The sequence below is a fragment of the Aureisphaera sp. genome (assembly GCF_059726885.1).
On sequence record NZ_AP041051.1, the window covers coordinates 2524132 to 2540714 of the forward strand.

At 41.0% G+C, this 16583-nt stretch carries 13 protein-coding genes and 5 tRNA genes; 17 read left to right on the top strand and 1 reads right to left on the bottom strand.

Annotation, left to right across the window (positions count from 1 at the left end; genetic code table 11):
* Positions 1 to 14 precede the first annotated feature (14 nt).
* From hpf to AC6JAD_RS11155, 16 genes are all read left to right on the top strand, one after another.
* Positions 15 to 317, top strand: coding sequence for a ribosome hibernation-promoting factor, HPF/YfiA family (hpf, locus tag AC6JAD_RS11080; RefSeq protein ID WP_461305102.1), 303 nt, complete (start codon positions 15 to 17; stop codon positions 315 to 317).
* Between the two features lie 113 nt (positions 318 to 430).
* Positions 431 to 504 (top strand) — tRNA-Thr (locus AC6JAD_RS11085).
* A gap of 34 nt (positions 505 to 538) precedes the next feature.
* Positions 539 to 621: transfer RNA gene (locus tag AC6JAD_RS11090), tRNA-Tyr, on the top strand.
* 132 nt (positions 622 to 753) lie between these two features.
* Positions 754 to 826, top strand: a tRNA-Gly gene (locus AC6JAD_RS11095).
* Positions 827 to 918: 92 nt separating this feature from the next.
* A tRNA-Thr gene (locus tag AC6JAD_RS11100) sits at positions 919 to 990 on the top strand.
* 55 nt (positions 991 to 1045) lie between these two features.
* The gene (gene tuf, locus AC6JAD_RS11105) at positions 1046 to 2233 is read left to right on the top strand and encodes an elongation factor Tu (RefSeq protein ID WP_461305103.1); all 1188 of its coding nucleotides are present in this window, start codon (positions 1046 to 1048) and stop codon (positions 2231 to 2233) included.
* A gap of 63 nt (positions 2234 to 2296) precedes the next feature.
* Positions 2297 to 2369: transfer RNA gene (locus AC6JAD_RS11110), tRNA-Trp, on the top strand.
* 53 nt (positions 2370 to 2422) lie between these two features.
* A complete protein-coding gene (gene secE / locus AC6JAD_RS11115; protein ID WP_461305104.1) occupies positions 2423 to 2611 on the top strand; it encodes a preprotein translocase subunit SecE in 189 nt (62 codons plus the stop codon).
* Between the two features lie 14 nt (positions 2612 to 2625).
* Complete coding sequence (gene nusG, locus AC6JAD_RS11120; protein ID WP_461305118.1) at positions 2626 to 3180, top strand: transcription termination/antitermination protein NusG; 555 nt, start codon at positions 2626 to 2628, stop codon at positions 3178 to 3180.
* Between the two features lie 70 nt (positions 3181 to 3250).
* On the top strand, positions 3251 to 3688 hold the full coding sequence (gene rplK, locus AC6JAD_RS11125; RefSeq protein WP_461305105.1) for a 50S ribosomal protein L11: 438 nt from the start codon (positions 3251 to 3253) through the stop codon (positions 3686 to 3688).
* Positions 3689 to 3708: 20 nt separating this feature from the next.
* Positions 3709 to 4401, top strand: coding sequence for a 50S ribosomal protein L1 (rplA, locus tag AC6JAD_RS11130; protein WP_461305106.1), 693 nt, complete (start codon positions 3709 to 3711; stop codon positions 4399 to 4401).
* A gap of 18 nt (positions 4402 to 4419) precedes the next feature.
* Positions 4420 to 4941 carry a 50S ribosomal protein L10 gene (gene rplJ, locus AC6JAD_RS11135; RefSeq protein ID WP_461305107.1) on the top strand — a complete coding sequence of 174 codons (522 nt, stop codon included), beginning with the start codon at positions 4420 to 4422 and terminating at the stop codon, positions 4939 to 4941.
* A gap of 55 nt (positions 4942 to 4996) precedes the next feature.
* Complete coding sequence (gene rplL / locus AC6JAD_RS11140) at positions 4997 to 5374, top strand: 50S ribosomal protein L7/L12 (protein WP_461305108.1); 378 nt, start codon at positions 4997 to 4999, stop codon at positions 5372 to 5374.
* A 136-nt stretch (positions 5375 to 5510) separates the two neighbouring features.
* Positions 5511 to 9323 (top strand): DNA-directed RNA polymerase subunit beta, encoded by a 3813-nt coding sequence (gene rpoB / locus AC6JAD_RS11145; RefSeq protein WP_461305109.1) that lies wholly within the window; start codon positions 5511 to 5513, stop codon positions 9321 to 9323.
* 99 nt (positions 9324 to 9422) lie between these two features.
* Complete coding sequence (rpoC, locus tag AC6JAD_RS11150; protein ID WP_461305110.1) at positions 9423 to 13721, top strand: DNA-directed RNA polymerase subunit beta'; 4299 nt, start codon at positions 9423 to 9425, stop codon at positions 13719 to 13721.
* A gap of 56 nt (positions 13722 to 13777) precedes the next feature.
* Entirely contained in the window at positions 13778 to 14092 is a 315-nt protein-coding gene (locus AC6JAD_RS11155) for a DUF3467 domain-containing protein (RefSeq protein ID WP_461305111.1), read from the top strand.
* 46 nt (positions 14093 to 14138) lie between these two features.
* On the opposite strand, the gene AC6JAD_RS11160 is transcribed toward AC6JAD_RS11155, so the two are convergent.
* Complete coding sequence (locus AC6JAD_RS11160; protein WP_461305112.1) at positions 14139 to 15740, bottom strand: peptide chain release factor 3; 1602 nt, start codon at positions 15738 to 15740, stop codon at positions 14139 to 14141.
* Positions 15741 to 16069: 329 nt separating this feature from the next.
* Here AC6JAD_RS11160 and AC6JAD_RS11165 point away from each other — a divergent pair, with 329 nt between their 5' ends.
* Positions 16070 to 16561, top strand: coding sequence for a hypothetical protein (locus AC6JAD_RS11165; protein WP_461305113.1), 492 nt, complete (start codon positions 16070 to 16072; stop codon positions 16559 to 16561).
* Positions 16562 to 16583 lie beyond the last annotated feature (22 nt).

The window sequence follows — 16583 nt, forward strand, 5'->3', positions numbered from 1 at the left end:
AAAAATTTTTGTGTATGAAGGTAAACGTGCAAACCCCAAACTTTGTAGCGGACGTTAAACTTATTGACTTCATAAATAAGAAACTTTCCAAATTAGAAATTTTTTACGATCGAATTATTTATGCTGATGTTTTTTTGAAGGTGATTAAAACCAGTGAAAAGGAAAACAAAAGTGTGGAGATTCTATTGAGTATTCCTGGCGGGGATCTCATGGTGAAAAAAGAAGCCAGAACCTTTGAGGCAGGCACCGATGAATGTGTGCAATCCCTAGAACGACAACTGAAAAAAAGAAAGGAAAAACAGAGAGCACATGCTTGATGAATTTTTTTGAAAAAAGTTTTGTAGAAAAAATAAATTCTATACATTTGCAGTCCGTTAGAAATAGCGGACTTTTTTATGCTGGAAATTTGGTGTAAGAAGGTGCTGAAAAGGCCGATGTAGCTCAGCTGGCTAGAGCAGCTGATTTGTAATCAGCAGGTCGTGGGTTCGAGTCCCTCCATCGGCTCTAAAACGTTCTTAAAATAGTTTGCAAAATGCTAGGGGAGATACTCAAGCGGCCAACGAGGACAGACTGTAAATCTGTTGGTTTTTACCTTCGCAGGTTCGAATCCTGCTCTCCCCACTTTTTTTAAAGTTCTTCGAACTTTTTGAAAGCAAAAAAATATTAGCTATCTTTGCACGCATTTTCGAGGTATATTGCTCGAAATTTGACATAATGAATGCCTTTCCCTAATGGATTTTTTGGGGATAAAATGCGGGAGTAGCTCAGTTGGTAGAGCGTCAGCCTTCCAAGCTGAATGTCGCCGGTTCGAACCCGGTCTCCCGCTCTCAAAAAACTTCAATGCCCTAGTTATGTGGAATTGGAGTTTTTGTCGTTGCAGAAAGCGACTTTAAATACGCTTAAACCCGCAACCAAAAAGCCGGTGTAGCTCAGGGGTAGAGCGTTTCCTTGGTAAGGAAGAGGTCACGGGTTCAAATCCCGTCATTGGCTCAAAGTAGTTTTTAATTGAACACTAATATATAACTAAGATTTAAATTAATACAAGATGGCAAAAGAAACATATGATCGGTCGAAACCTCACTTAAACGTAGGTACTATCGGACACGTTGATCACGGTAAAACAACCTTAACTGCTGCGATTACTAAAGTATTGGCAGATGCTGGTTTCTCAGAAGCTTCGGCTTTTGATCAAATTGACAACGCTCCTGAAGAAAAGGAACGTGGTATTACCATTAACTCTTCACACGTTGAGTATGCTACTGCAAATCGTCACTACGCACACGTTGACTGTCCAGGTCACGCCGATTACGTAAAGAACATGGTAACTGGTGCTGCTCAGATGGACGGTGCTATTCTTGTGGTTGCTGCTACAGACGGACCAATGCCACAAACTCGTGAGCACATCCTATTAGGACGTCAGGTAGGTATTCCTCGTATCGTTGTATTCATGAACAAAGTGGATATGGTAGATGATGATGAGCTACTTGAACTAGTAGAGATGGAAATTAGAGATCTTCTTTCTTTCTACGAGTATGATGGTGATAATGGACCTGTTATTGCTGGTTCTGCATTAGGTGCATTGAACGGTGAGCAAAAATGGGTGGATACAGTAATCGAATTGATGGAAGCTGTAGATACTTGGATCGAAGAGCCACTTCGTGAAGTAGATAAAGACTTCTTAATGCCAATCGAAGATGTATTCTCTATTACTGGTCGTGGTACTGTTGCAACTGGACGTATCGAAACTGGTGTTGCAAACACTGGAGATCCTGTAGATATCATTGGAATGGGAGCTGAGAAATTAACTTCTACTATTACAGGGGTTGAGATGTTCCGTAAAATCCTTGACAGAGGAGAAGCTGGTGATAACGTAGGTATCCTTCTAAGAGGTATTGAAAAAACTGATATCCGTCGTGGGATGGTTATCTGTAAGCAAGGATCTGTAACTCCTCACGCTAAGTTTAAAGCAGAGGTGTATGTCCTTAAGAAAGAAGAAGGTGGACGTCACACTCCATTCCATAACAACTACCGTCCTCAGTTCTACGTACGTACAACTGACGTAACAGGGAACATCAACCTTCCTGATGGTGTTGAAATGGTAATGCCAGGTGATAACCTTACTATTACTGTAGATCTTATCCAGCCAATCGCTATGAACGTAGGTCTTCGTTTCGCTATCCGTGAAGGAGGTAGAACCGTAGGTGCTGGACAGGTTACTGAAATTTTAGACTAATTACAGTATATATATAAAAGTCTTAAGGTGTCTTACAGAAGTGGGACGCCTTGACTTTTGTTTACGGGTTTAGCTCAGTTGGTAGAGCACTGGTCTCCAAAACCAGGTGTCGGGAGTTCGAGTCTCTCAACCCGTGCGAAACAAGGCAATGAGTTTAAAAGCTCGGGTTTAAATTTTAAACACAATAAAATGATAAACTACATCAAAGAATCTTATAATGAGCTTAAGAATCACGTGACTTGGACTTCATGGTCCGAAGCACAACGCCTCACCGTTGTTGTAGCAGTATTCTCAGTTGTATTGGCATTGGCCGTATGGGGAGTTGATACTGTGTTCAGTGGAGTTATTGGAAAGTATTTTGAATGGATCAAATCCTAAGGGAGGAATTGAAGATGACGGAAACTAAAAATACAAAAAAGTGGTATGTAGTTCGTTCGGTTAGCGGACAGGAGAATAAGATCAAGTCTTATATCGAAAGTGAAATCGTACGATTGGAACTTCAGGATTACATTGAGCAGGTATTAGTGCCTACTGAGAAAGTGATTCAGATCCGTAATGGGAAGAAAATCAATAAAGAACGTGTTTACTTTCCAGGATATATTATGATCCAAGCCAGTTTGGCTGGAGAAGTGCCTCATATCATTAAATCCATTAATGGGGTAATTGGTTTCCTTGGGGAAACAAAAGGGGGTGACCCTGTGCCTTTGCGTCAAGCAGAAGTGAATAGAATGTTAGGAAAGGTAGATGAGCTTGCTGTTCAGGACGATAATATTAATATCCCTTACATCATAGGGGAAACCGTTAAGGTTATCGATGGACCTTTCAATGGATTCAATGGAACTGTTGAAAAGATCAATGAAGAAAAGCGTAAGCTAGAGGTAATGGTAAAGATTTTCGGAAGAAAAACACCATTGGAGCTAAGCTATATGCAAGTTGAGAAAATATAATTGTTACGCTATATAATAGATTTTTTCTTAAGCTTCCACAAGAGAAAAGATCTCATTTAAATTTTAAAAAATGGCAAAAGAAGTAGATAAAGTAGTCAAATTGCAAGTTCGCGGAGGTGCTGCTAACCCATCACCACCAGTTGGACCCGCTTTAGGTGCTGCAGGTGTTAACATCATGGAGTTCTGTAAGCAGTTCAATGGGCGTACCCAGGACAAGCAAGGGAAAGTATTGCCAGTAGCGATTACGGTTTATAAGGACAAGTCTTTCGACTTTGTTATTAAAACCCCGCCCGCTGCGGTACAAATCCTTGAAGCTGCTAAGGTAAAGAAAGGTTCTGGTGAACCTCATGCCAAGAAGGTAGCGACTATTACTTGGGACCAAGTAAAGGCGATTGCAGAAGACAAAATGCCCGATTTGAATGCATTTACCGTAGAATCTGCCATGAAAATGGTAGCCGGTACGGCAAGATCAATGGGTGTGAAAGTAAAAGGTGCTGCACCTTTTTAATCTAGAAAAGAATCTATAAAATGGCAAGATTAACAAAAAAGCAAAAAGACGCCAAAGCAAAAGTAGACCCTAATAAGGCATACTCTGTTGCTGAGGCCTCTGCTTTGGTAAAAGAAATATCTAACGTAAACTTCGATGCGTCCGTAGACCTTGCTGTACGTCTTAACGTAGATCCACGAAAAGCGAACCAAATGGTACGTGGAGTGGTAACACTTCCTCACGGAACTGGTAAAGATGTAAAGGTATTGGCATTGGTAACTCCAGATAAGGAAGCCGAAGCCAAGGAAGCGGGAGCAGATTATGTTGGTTTAGACGAGTACCTCACTAAAATTAAGGGAGGTTGGACAGATGTTGACGTAATAGTAACTATGCCGAGTGTAATGGGTAAATTGGGTCCTTTAGGACGTGTCTTAGGTCCTCGTGGGCTTATGCCAAACCCAAAAACCGGTACAGTAACTATGGACGTTGCTAAAGCCGTTTCTGATGTAAAAGCTGGTAAGATCGACTTTAAGGTTGATAAGACCGGTATTGTGCACGCTTCAATTGGAAAAGCATCCTTTGATGCCGAGAAAATTGCTGGAAACGCAAAAGAACTACTAACTACCTTGGTTAAAATGAAGCCTCAGGCTGCAAAAGGGGTTTATATTAAAAGCATCTTCATGTCCAGTACAATGAGTCCTGGTATCGAGATCGATTCTAAAGACCTAAGCTAAGCAGAAATACTATAGATTATGACAAGAGAAGAAAAATCACAAGTAATTGAACAGTTGACTGCACAGCTATCTGAGAATTCCAATATTTATTTGGCAGATATTTCAGGTCTAGATGCAGGAACCACTTCTAACTTACGTCGCGCTTGTTTTAAAGCAGGGGTTAAGTTGAACGTGGTAAAGAACACCTTGTTGGCTAAGGCTATGGAAAGTTCGGATAAGGATTTTGGTGAATTGACCGAGGTTCTTAAAGGAAACACTTCCTTAATGGTAGCTGAAACAGGAAACGCTCCGGCAAAAGTAATCAAGGAATTCAGAAAGAAATCTGATAAGCCTTTACTTAAAGGAGCCTTTATAGAAGAAGCAATCTATGTAGGAGATGATCAACTAGATGCATTAGTGGACATCAAATCCAGAGAAGAGCTTATCGGAGAAATCGTTGGATTGCTCCAGTCGCCTGCTAAGAATGTTATCTCTGCTCTTAAGAGTGGTGGAAGCACACTTTCAGGTATTGTTAAAACTCTTTCAGAAAAAGAGGGATAACCCAAATTATTGCACTATTTAAACTATAATAAAAATTACATTAAAACGATAGAAAATGGCAGATTTAAAAGATTTCGCAGAACAATTGGTTAACTTAACTGTAAAAGAGGTTAATGAGTTAGCTACTATATTAAAAGACGAGTACGGTATCGAGCCTGCTGCTGCTGCTGTAGCTGTAGCTGCTGGTCCAGGAGCTGGTGGTGGAGACGCTGCTGAGGAGAAGTCAGAATTCGACGTAATCCTTAAAGCCGCTGGTGGTTCTAAGCTTGCTGTAGTAAAGTTGGTTAAAGAACTTACAGGTGCTGGTCTTAAAGACGCTAAGGAATTAGTAGACAACGCTCCTTCTCCAATTAAGGAAGGTGTTGCTAAAGACGAAGCTGAAGCACTTAAAGCTCAGTTAGAAGAAGCTGGAGCAGAGGTTGAGCTTAAATAAGCTCCTCTAATCCAAACCTTAAGGTTTAGGTCTTCTGCAAAACCGCAGAATGACCTAAACCATTTTGCGTATATAAAGGTTACCGTTTTTCGAGTATACGCATCACACATATTTTTAATTAAAATTCCGTCCATCGATGTCAGCAACGCAAACTGCAAGATTGAATTTTTCCTCTGTACAAAACAAGCCCGATTACCCGGACTTTTTGGACATTCAAATAAAATCCTTCCAGGATTTTTTCCAGTTGGAAACCAAGTCAGAAGAAAGAGGGCAAGAGGGTCTGTACAAGACTTTTTTAGAAAACTTCCCTATTACCGACACACGTAACCAGTTCGTACTGGAGTTTTTAGATTATTTCGTAGATCCACCGCGATATTCCATCCAGGAATGTATCGAGCGTGGGTTAACTTATAGTGTGCCCCTTAAGGCTCGTCTTAAACTTTATTGTACAGACGAAGAGCATGAGGATTTCGAGACCATCGTTCAGGATGTGTACTTGGGTACAATTCCCTACATGACACCTTCAGGTACCTTCTGCATTAACGGTGCGGAGCGTGTAGTAGTATCTCAGCTACACCGTTCACCTGGTGTGTTCTTTGGACAATCATTCCATGCAAATGGAACCAAATTATATTCTGCCCGTGTGATTCCTTTCAAAGGATCTTGGATAGAATTCGCTACCGATATCAATAGCGTGATGTACGCTTATATCGATAGAAAGAAAAAATTACCGGTAACGACACTTTTCCGTGCCATCGGATTCGAAAGGGATAAAGATATCCTTGAGATTTTCGATTTGGCCGAAGAAGTGAAGGCTTCAAAAACCGGACTTAAAAAATACTTAGGCCGTAAGTTGGCTGCACGTGTACTTAAGACTTGGCACGAAGATTTTGTGGATGAAGATACGGGTGAAGTTGTATCGATTGAGCGTAACGAGATTATCTTGGACCGTGATACCGTGCTTGAAAAGGAACACATCGAGGAGATTTTAGACTCTGGTTCCAAAACCATCCTATTGCACAAAGAGGACAATCAATTGGCCGATTATGCAATTATTCACAACACATTGCAAAAAGACCCTACCAACTCCGAAAAGGAAGCGGTAGAGCATATCTATAGACAATTACGTAACGCCGAACCACCCGATGAGGAAACCGCACGTGGTATCATCAACAAACTGTTCTTCTCAGATCAGCGATATAATCTTGGAGAGGTAGGACGTTACAGAATGAACAAGAAACTTGGTTTGGATATCGAAATGGATAAGCAAGTGCTTACCAAAGAAGATATCATTACCATTGTTAAATATCTTATTGAGTTAATTAACTCTAAGGCTGAAATCGATGATATCGATCACTTATCCAACCGTCGTGTACGTACTGTGGGTGAGCAGTTATCCTCTCAGTTTGGAGTTGGTTTGGCTCGTATGGCAAGAACCATTCGTGAGCGTATGAACGTTCGTGATAACGAGGTGTTTACTCCGATCGATTTGATTAACGCAAAGACTTTGTCTTCCGTGATCAATTCGTTTTTCGGAACCAACCAGTTATCTCAATTCATGGACCAAACAAACCCACTAGCCGAGATTACGCACAAGCGTCGTCTTTCTGCTTTGGGGCCTGGAGGTCTTTCTAGGGAAAGAGCAGGATTTGAGGTTCGTGATGTACACTATACCCACTACGGAAGGTTATGTCCTATTGAAACACCTGAAGGACCAAACATTGGTCTTATTTCTTCACTATCTGTATATGCCAAGGTAAATAACCTAGGATTTATAGAAACACCTTATCGAAAAGTAGATAACGGACAGATCGATTTGAAAAACGAACCGATTTATCTTTCTGCTGAAGAGGAAGAAGAAAAATTGATCGCCCAGGCAAATATTCCACTTACCGAAAATGGAACTATTGATAGCGATCGTGTAATTGCACGTATGGAAGGTGATTTCCCTGTAGTAGACCCAAAACAGGTTCACTATACGGACGTTGCGCCTAACCAGATTTCTTCTATATCGGCTTCTTTGATTCCGTTCCTTGAACATGATGATGCGAACCGTGCCTTGATGGGATCTAACATGATGCGTCAGGCTGTTCCATTATTAATTGCAGATTCTCCTATTGTGGGAACTGGGTTGGAACGTCAGGTAGCTTCCGATAGCCGTGTATTGATTAATGCGGAAGGTGATGGAGTTGTTGAGTACGTTGATGCTAACGAGATCGTAATTAAATATGATCGAAGTGAAGATGAGCGGATGGTGAGTTTCGATGGGGATTCTAAAACGTATAACCTTATCAAGTTTAGAAAAACAAACCAGAGTACTTCTATTAACCTGAAGCCTATTGTAAGTAAAGGCGATCGAGTGGCCAAGGGGCAAGTGCTTTGTCAAGGATATGCTACCGAGAAAGGTGAATTGGCACTGGGACGTAACATGAAAGTTGCTTTCATGCCATGGAAAGGATACAACTTTGAGGATGCGATTGTAATTTCAGAAAAAGTGGTTCGTGAAGATATCTTTACGTCCATTCATATAGATGAATATTCATTGGAGGTTCGTGATACCAAATTGGGTAATGAAGAATTGACCAACGATATTCCAAACGTTTCCGAGGAGGCGACCAAAGACCTTGACGAAAACGGAATGATCCGTGTTGGGGCCGAGGTAAAACCTGGGGATATCCTTATCGGTAAGATTACTCCAAAAGGAGAAAGCGATCCGACACCAGAAGAGAAACTGCTTCGTGCCATCTTTGGTGATAAAGCAGGTGATGTAAAGGATGCTTCCTTAAAGGCATCTCCATCACTTCGAGGTGTAGTAATAGATAAGAAACTATTTGCTAGAGCTATAAAGGATAAGCGAAAGAGAGCCAAAGACAAAGAGGATATTGCAGAACTTGAATTGAAGTACGAAAGCAAGTTCTATGCCCTTAAGGATGTATTGGTCGAAAAGCTATTCGCTATTGTTGGAGGTAAGACAGCACAAGGGGTTACGAACGATTTAGGAGAAGTAGTATTCCCTAAGGGTAAGAAGTACACCTTGAAAATGTTGAATGGGGTTGAAGACTACACACACTTAGTGGGTGGAACTTGGACTACCGACGACGACACTAACCTTATGGTTCGTGACCTAATGCATAACTACAAGATTAAAGAAAACGATTTGCAAGGGAACTTGCGTCGTGAGAAGTTTACCATCTCCGTAGGGGATGAGCTTCCTTCAGGAATCTTAAAGTTGGCTAAGGTTTATATTGCTAAGAAACGTAAACTGAAAGTAGGGGACAAAATGGCAGGACGTCACGGTAACAAAGGTATTGTTGCCCGTATCGTTCGCGAAGAAGACATGCCATTCCTTGATGACGGAACACCAGTAGATATCGTATTGAATCCGCTTGGGGTACCTTCCCGTATGAACATTGGACAGATCTATGAAACCGTATTAGGTTGGGCAGGTCAGAAATTAGGACGCAAGTTCGCCACTCCAATTTTCGATGGGGCTTCATTGGATCAGATCAACGAATTGACTGACGAAGCTGGAATTCCAAGATTTGGACATACCTATCTATATGATGGTGGTACAGGACAGCGTTTCGACCAAGCAGCAACGGTAGGTGTAATCTACATGTTGAAACTAGGTCACATGGTAGACGATAAGATGCACGCTCGTTCCATAGGTCCTTACTCCTTGATTACGCAACAGCCGTTAGGAGGTAAGGCACAGTTTGGTGGACAGCGATTTGGAGAGATGGAAGTATGGGCACTTGAGGCCTATGGAGCTTCCAGTACACTTCGAGAAATATTGACGGTAAAGTCTGATGATGTAATTGGTCGAGCCAAAACATACGAAAGTATAGTTAAAGGTGAATCCATGCCGGAACCGGGTCTTCCAGAATCTTTCAATGTATTAATGCATGAACTGAAAGGTCTAGGACTTGATATCAGATTAGAAGAATAACCCGATTCCCCTCTTCGGAGGGGATGAAATGGGTTTTTCTGAAGCCACCTAAACCAAGGCTTCTACCAAACAAAATTTTAAAGTATTTTTTTCAGCATTATGGCAAGAAATAAAGAAAACACAGTACAGAAATTCAATAAGATTTCTATCGGTTTAGCTTCACCTGAGTCTATTTTGGCAGAGTCACGCGGAGAAGTACTAAAGCCGGAAACAATCAATTACCGTACACACAAGCCAGAACGTGACGGTCTTTTCTGTGAGCGTATCTTCGGTCCTGTTAAGGATTACGAGTGTGCCTGTGGCAAATATAAAAGAATTCGCTACAAAGGAATCGTTTGTGATCGTTGTGGTGTAGAGGTAACCGAAAAGAAGGTACGTCGTGATCGTGTAGGACACATTAATTTGGTAGTTCCTGTAGCACACATTTGGTACTTCCGTTCATTGCCTAATAAAATTGGATACTTACTTGGGTTACCTTCCAAGAAGTTAGACATGATCATTTACTATGAAAGATATGTAGTAATTCAACCAGGTATTGCAAAGAATGAAGAAGGTGAACCATTACAAAAAATGGATTTCCTTACAGAAGAAGAATACCTAAATATCTTAGATAGTCTTCCACAGGAGAATCTATACCTTGAGGATAATGATCCTAACAAGTTCATTGCTAAGATGGGAGCAGAGTGTCTTATCGAATTGTTGCAACGTATCGACCTAGATGCCTTGTCTTTCGAGTTGAGACACAAAGCCAACAATGAAACATCTAAGCAACGTAAAACAGAAGCGTTAAAGCGTCTACAGGTAGTGGAAGCATTACGTGAAGCGAACAACAATCGTGAGAATAAGCCAGAATGGATGATCATGAAGGTGGTGCCTGTAATTCCACCAGAATTGCGTCCTTTGGTGCCATTGGATGGTGGTCGTTTCGCTACCTCGGATTTGAACGACTTATATCGTCGTGTAATTATCCGTAACAACCGTTTGAAACGTCTTATGGAGATCAAAGCGCCAGAGGTAATCTTGCGTAATGAGAAGCGTATGCTTCAAGAGTCCGTAGATTCATTGTTTGACAACACAAGAAAGTCTTCAGCTGTTAAGACCGATAGTAATAGACCGCTAAAATCCCTTTCAGATTCCCTAAAAGGAAAGCAAGGGCGTTTCCGTCAGAACCTATTGGGTAAACGTGTAGATTATTCAGCACGTTCTGTAATTGTTGTAGGACCTGAATTGAAATTATTCGAATGTGGACTTCCAAAAGATATGGCTGCCGAGCTATACAAGCCTTTCGTAATCCGTAAGTTGATCGAAAGAGGAATTGTAAAAACGGTAAAGTCTGCAAAGAAGATTATAGATAAAAAAGAGCCTGTTGTTTGGGACATTCTTGAAAACGTATTGAAAGGGCACCCAGTATTATTGAACCGGGCCCCTACCTTACACCGTTTGGGAATTCAAGCCTTTCAACCAAAATTAATAGAAGGTAAAGCGATTCAGTTACACCCATTGGTATGTACTGCATTTAATGCGGATTTCGATGGTGACCAAATGGCGGTTCACTTACCACTAGGACCTGAAGCTATCTTGGAAGCACAGTTATTGATGCTTGCCTCTCATAATATTTTGAACCCTGCAAATGGTTCACCGGTAGCAGTACCTTCTCAGGATATGGTATTGGGTCTTTACTATATGACCAAGTTGCGAAAAAGCGATAAGGATTATACGGTAATTGGTGAAGGATTAACTTTTTACTCTCCAGAGGAAGTGACAATTGCTTACAATGAAGGAAGGGTAGATCTAAATGCAGAAATAAAGGTACGAACCAAAGACTTCAACGAAGAAGGTGAATTAGCTACGCAGTTAATCACGACTACAGTTGGTAGGGTAATCTTTAATGATAAAGTACCGGAGAGAGCAGGTTATATCAACGAAGTATTGACCAAGAAATCCCTAAGGGATATTATTGGTGGAATCCTTCAGGTGACTTCTGTACCGGAAACGGCAGAGTTCTTGGATGAGATTAAACACCTAGGATATAAATTCGCTTTCGAAGGTGGATTGTCATTCAGTTTAGGGGATATCATTATTCCAGCCGAGAAGCAAACAATGATCGATTCTGCCAATTCACAGGTAGATGGTATTATTGCTAACTATAACATGGGATTGATCACAAATAACGAACGTTACAATCAGGTGATCGATATTTGGACAGCGACCAACGCTCAGCTTACCGAGCTGTCTATGAAGCGTATCCGTGAGGATCAGCAAGGATTTAACTCGGTATACATGATGCTTGATTCTGGGGCACGTGGTTCTAAGGAGCAGATTCGTCAGCTTACTGGAATGCGTGGTCTTATGGCAAAGCCGAAGAAGTCTAACTCTGGTGGAGGGGAAATTATTGAAAACCCGATCCTTTCCAACTTTAAGGAGGGACTTTCCATCTTGGAGTACTTTATCTCTACACACGGTGCCCGTAAGGGTCTTGCAGATACCGCTTTGAAAACGGCAGATGCAGGGTACTTAACCCGTCGTTTGGTAGATGTATCTCAAGATGTGATCATCAATATAGAAGATTGTGGAACCCTCCGAGGAATTGAGGTTTCTGCACTTAAGAAAAATGAAGAAGTTGTTGAGCCATTGGCCGATAGGATTAAAGGACGTACCTCGTTGAACGATGTGGTGAATCCTTTAACCAAGGAAGTAATGGTAGAAGCAGGAGGACATATTACCGATGCCATCGCAAAAGTAATCGATGCATCTCCAGTAGAAACCATTGAAGTGCGCTCAGCTCTTACTTGTGAAGCCAAGAAAGGTATTTGTGCTGCTTGTTACGGAAGAAACCTTGCAACCAATAAAATGGTACAACGAGGTGAAGCTGTTGGTGTAGTTGCTGCGCAATCCATTGGGGAGCCAGGAACACAGTTAACACTTCGTACATTCCACGTGGGAGGTATTGCAGGTAACATTTCTGAAGAAAACAAACTTGCCGTTAAGTTTGACGGTAGGGCAGAGATCGAAGATCTTAAGATAGTGAAAGGTGAAGATGCCGATGGAAAGAAAATAGATATCGTTATTTCTCGTACTTCAGAAATAAAATTAATCGATGAGAAGACAGGTATTACACTAAGTACCAATAACATTCCTTATGGTTCGACCATTTTTATTAAAGATGGACAAAAACTGAAAGCAGGGGATGTGGTATGTCAGTGGGATCCTTATAATGGTGTGATCATTTCCGAATTTGCAGGAAAAATCAAATACGAAAACATCGAGCAAGGGATTACCTATCAAGTTGAGATTGATGAACAAACAGGATTCCAAGAGAAAGTAATTTCTGAATCAAGGGATAAGAAAAAGATTCCTACACTTCAGATTTTAGGAACTAAAGGAGAATTGATTCGTTCATACAACTTACCAGTAGGGGCTCACCTTATGGTAGATGATGATGAGAAGATCAAAGTAGGTAAGATCTTGGTGAAGATACCTCGTAAGTCTGCGAAAGCAGGTGATATTACAGGAGGTCTTCCAAGGGTTACCGAATTGTTCGAAGCACGTAATCCATCCAATCCAGCTGTAGTAAGTGAGATCGATGGTGTGGTTTCTTTTGGTAAGATAAAAAGGGGTAACCGTGAGATTATCGTTGAGTCTAAATTGGGCGAAATCAAGAAATACTTGGTGAAGCTTTCCAACCAGATTCTGGTACAGGAAAATGACTACGTAAGAGCGGGAATGCCACTATCTGACGGGGCAATTACTCCAGTAGATATCTTGAAGATTAAAGGGCCTTCTGCCGTACAACAATACTTAGTAAATGAAGTACAAGAGGTATATCGTTTACAAGGGGTGAAGATTAATGATAAGCACTTCGAGGTTGTAGTACGTCAAATGATGCGTAAAGTACAAATTGTAGATCCGGGAGATACTACGTTCTTGGAGAACCAATTGGTACACAAGTACGATTTCATTGAAGAGAACGACAAAATCTTTGGAATGAAAGTAGTTGAGAATGCTGGAGAATCAGAAAGCCTCAAAGAAGGTCAGATTGTTACGGCTCGTGAACTACGTGATGAGAACTCTATCCTACGACGAGAGGACAAGACCTTGGTTGAGGGGCGTGATGCGATTCCAGCTACTGCAACACCAATTTTGCAGGGGATCACAAGAGCCTCCTTACAGACCAAGTCGTTCATATCTGCGGCATCCTTCCAGGAAACTACTAAAGTATTGAATGAAGCCGCTGTAAGTGGTAAAATAGATACCCTAGAAGGTCTTAAGGAGAACGTAATCGTTGGACATAGAATACCAGCAGGAACTGGAATGAGAAACTACGATACCATTATCGTAGGATCCAAGGAAGAGCTGGAGGACATGACACGCGAGAAGCAAGAAGTTAATTATAACTAATAAACAATAGATCAAGCGCTCCGTATAGGGGCGCTTGTTTTTTTAAATAGAGAGATATGGCAGATGAAAAGAAGCCCAAACAAGGGCAGATCAATATAGAATTAGACGGAGAGGTAGCCCAAGGTATTTATAGTAACTTGGCTATTATTAATCATTCACAATCGGAGTTTGTACTAGACTTCGTAACGATTATGCCTGGTGTGCCTAAGAGTAAGGTGAAATCCAGGATTGTATTGACTCCGCAGCATGCCAAACGATTCTTAAAGGCATTGAATGATAATATTCATCGCTTCGAGAACGCCCATGGCGAGATTAAAGATTATCAGCAGCCTCCCATTCCCATTAATTTTGGACCGACAGGAGAAGCATAAGAATAAAAGCCCCACTGAAAAGTGGGGTTTTTTGTTGCAATTAGTTTTAGCCAGTGGTTTGTTCGAATTCGCTTATAAAGTGAAGCTTTACATTGGGATATTTGCTTTGGGTCATCTGTAAGGTAAACGCCGAATCCGCAAAGAATACCAATTGACCTCGCTTATCCTTTGCCAAGAATTTGGATTTAACCCTTTTGAAATCAGCGAACTCCTCACTCTTCCAGTCTGCTGGGTCTACCCAGCATGCTTTGTGCACATTTAGATTCTCATACCTGCACTTGGCGCCGTATTCATGTTCCAGCCTGTATTGTATCACTTCAAACTGAAGGGCACCCACAGTTCCAATTACCTTTCGGCCATTCAGTTCCAAAACAAAGAGCTGTGCCACACCCTCATCCATTAACTGGTCTATACCTTTCTCCAATTGCTTGCTTTTCATGGGATCGGCATTATTGATGTACTTAAAATGCTCCGGTGAAAAACTTGGAATACCCTTATAGCGCATTTCCTCACCTTGGGTAAGGGTGTCACCTATCTTAAAGTTCCCTGTATCATGTAATCCCACAATATCCCCGGGATAGGAGACATCTACCACTTGTTTCTTTTCAGCAAAGAATGCGTTGGGAGAAGAAAACTTCATTTTCTTACCGTTTCTTACATGTAGATATGGCGTATTTCTTTCGAAAGTACCTGAGACGATTTTCACAAAAGCCAAGCGATCCCTATGTTTTGGATCCATATTGGCATGTATCTTAAATACGAATCCGGAGAATTCCTTTTCTTCCGGTCGTACCAGGCGTGTGTCACTTTCCTTGGGCCTAGGTTTTGGTGCAATTTCTATAAAACAATCCAGCAATTCGCGAACTCCAAAATTATTCAGGGCCGAACCAAAAAATACAGGTTGCAACGTCCCATTTAGGTATTCATCTCGATCGAAATCCGGATAAACTTCGTAGACCAATTCTAACTCTTCCCTCAACGTATCGGCAGCGTCAGTACCTACCAGTTCGTCCAACTCTTGAGATGCAATATCCTCAATCTCAATGGTTTCCTCTATGTTTTTTCTGCTATCACCGCTAAAGAGGTTCACATTCTTTTCCCATACATTATAGATTCCTTTAAAACTATATCCCATACCAATGGGGAAGGAAAGTGGGGTAACCCTCAAGTGAAGTTTTTGTTCAATTTCATCCAAAAGCTCAAAAGCGTCCTTTCCCTCGCGATCCATTTTATTAATGAATACGATCATGGGAATGTTGCGCATGCGGCACACTTCAACTAATTTTTCCGTTTGTTCCTCGACACCTTTCGCAACATCGATCACTACAATAACACTATCTACAGCGGTTAGCGTTCTAAAGGTATCCTCTGCGAAGTCCTTGTGTCCGGGGGTATCCAGAATATTAATCTTTATTCCTTCATACTCAAAAGCCAACACAGAAGTGGCCACAGAGATACCTCTTTGCCGCTCAATTTCCATGAAATCACTGGTGGCTCCTTTCTTTATTTTATTACTTTTTACGGCTCCAGCTTCTTGAATAGCACCTCCAAAAAGGAGAAGTTTTTCGGTTAAAGTGGTTTTACCGGCATCTGGATGCGATACAATTCCAAAAGTTTTTCTACGCCCTATTTCTTTTTCCAAAGACATTTCCTACAATTAATATTTGGGCAAAGATACATGTACTTTTAGTGTTATAAAAGCATGACATTCCATAATATCCCTATGATATATTCTGACAAAAAAAAACACCCTTAAATACTATAAAATAAGGCGTATACGTGTTTATACGTATGTCTTTTTCCTACAATTATTTATGGAAAAACCGTAAAAATTATGCATTTCAACGAATATTTAGAACAGTTTGACTAATAGTTGATTATTGTAAATTATTTAACATTTTTTCCTACGTATATTTGAATGTCAAAAAGCAGTTGGGGCTTTAATATCGACATCTAACTAAATAAATTTTAGAACCTATGTATTTTACATATGCTAAAGGGCTATGCTCTAAAAACAGCCTTACTACCCTCACCCTCTTAATTTTGTTTTCTACAATTTCTTTTGCGCAAGATTGCGGGGTAACCCTTGAAGTTGATAAAGGAAGGAATAGTAGATCTGTGGATGAAGATGGAACTCAGTTCGTGCTAGTATTGACAAACACATCATCATCTTCTGAAACTTTCAATATTTCAACTTCCTTGATACAGGATGGATGTTCTAACGGAAAGAGGGCGTTGCAGTCCAGTGCGGTATTGGATTTATCCATTGTAGATATGCAGTATAAAGGGAAGAGTGCTTCCAAGATATCCTTAGGGGCCAAGCAGACCCGCAAGTTTATGGTAGATGTAAAAGCTCCGGTGGGCACCCCACATAGTCAATGGGGTTGTTACGAGGTAAAAGCAGTAAGCAATGACTGTACAGCAAGTACGGTACTTAAAATATATGTTCCAGATTCTTCTGAAGAATAAAATTTCCCGAGAGGGCTTAAAT

Coding starts and splice junctions, on each gene's coding strand:
- hpf (WP_461305102.1), top strand. CDS start 15: ATGAAGGTAAACGTGCAAACCCCAAACTTTGTAGCGGACGTTAAACTT.
- tuf (WP_461305103.1), top strand. CDS start 1,046: ATGGCAAAAGAAACATATGATCGGTCGAAACCTCACTTAAACGTAGGT.
- secE (WP_461305104.1), top strand. CDS start 2,423: ATGATAAACTACATCAAAGAATCTTATAATGAGCTTAAGAATCACGTG.
- nusG (WP_461305118.1), top strand. CDS start 2,626: ATGACGGAAACTAAAAATACAAAAAAGTGGTATGTAGTTCGTTCGGTT.
- rplK (WP_461305105.1), top strand. CDS start 3,251: ATGGCAAAAGAAGTAGATAAAGTAGTCAAATTGCAAGTTCGCGGAGGT.
- rplA (WP_461305106.1), top strand. CDS start 3,709: ATGGCAAGATTAACAAAAAAGCAAAAAGACGCCAAAGCAAAAGTAGAC.
- rplJ (WP_461305107.1), top strand. CDS start 4,420: ATGACAAGAGAAGAAAAATCACAAGTAATTGAACAGTTGACTGCACAG.
- rplL (WP_461305108.1), top strand. CDS start 4,997: ATGGCAGATTTAAAAGATTTCGCAGAACAATTGGTTAACTTAACTGTA.
- rpoB (WP_461305109.1), top strand. CDS start 5,511: ATGTCAGCAACGCAAACTGCAAGATTGAATTTTTCCTCTGTACAAAAC.
- rpoC (WP_461305110.1), top strand. CDS start 9,423: ATGGCAAGAAATAAAGAAAACACAGTACAGAAATTCAATAAGATTTCT.
- AC6JAD_RS11155 (WP_461305111.1), top strand. CDS start 13,778: ATGGCAGATGAAAAGAAGCCCAAACAAGGGCAGATCAATATAGAATTA.
- AC6JAD_RS11160 (WP_461305112.1), bottom strand. CDS start 15,740: ATGTCTTTGGAAAAAGAAATAGGGCGTAGAAAAACTTTTGGAATTGTA.
- AC6JAD_RS11165 (WP_461305113.1), top strand. CDS start 16,070: ATGTATTTTACATATGCTAAAGGGCTATGCTCTAAAAACAGCCTTACT.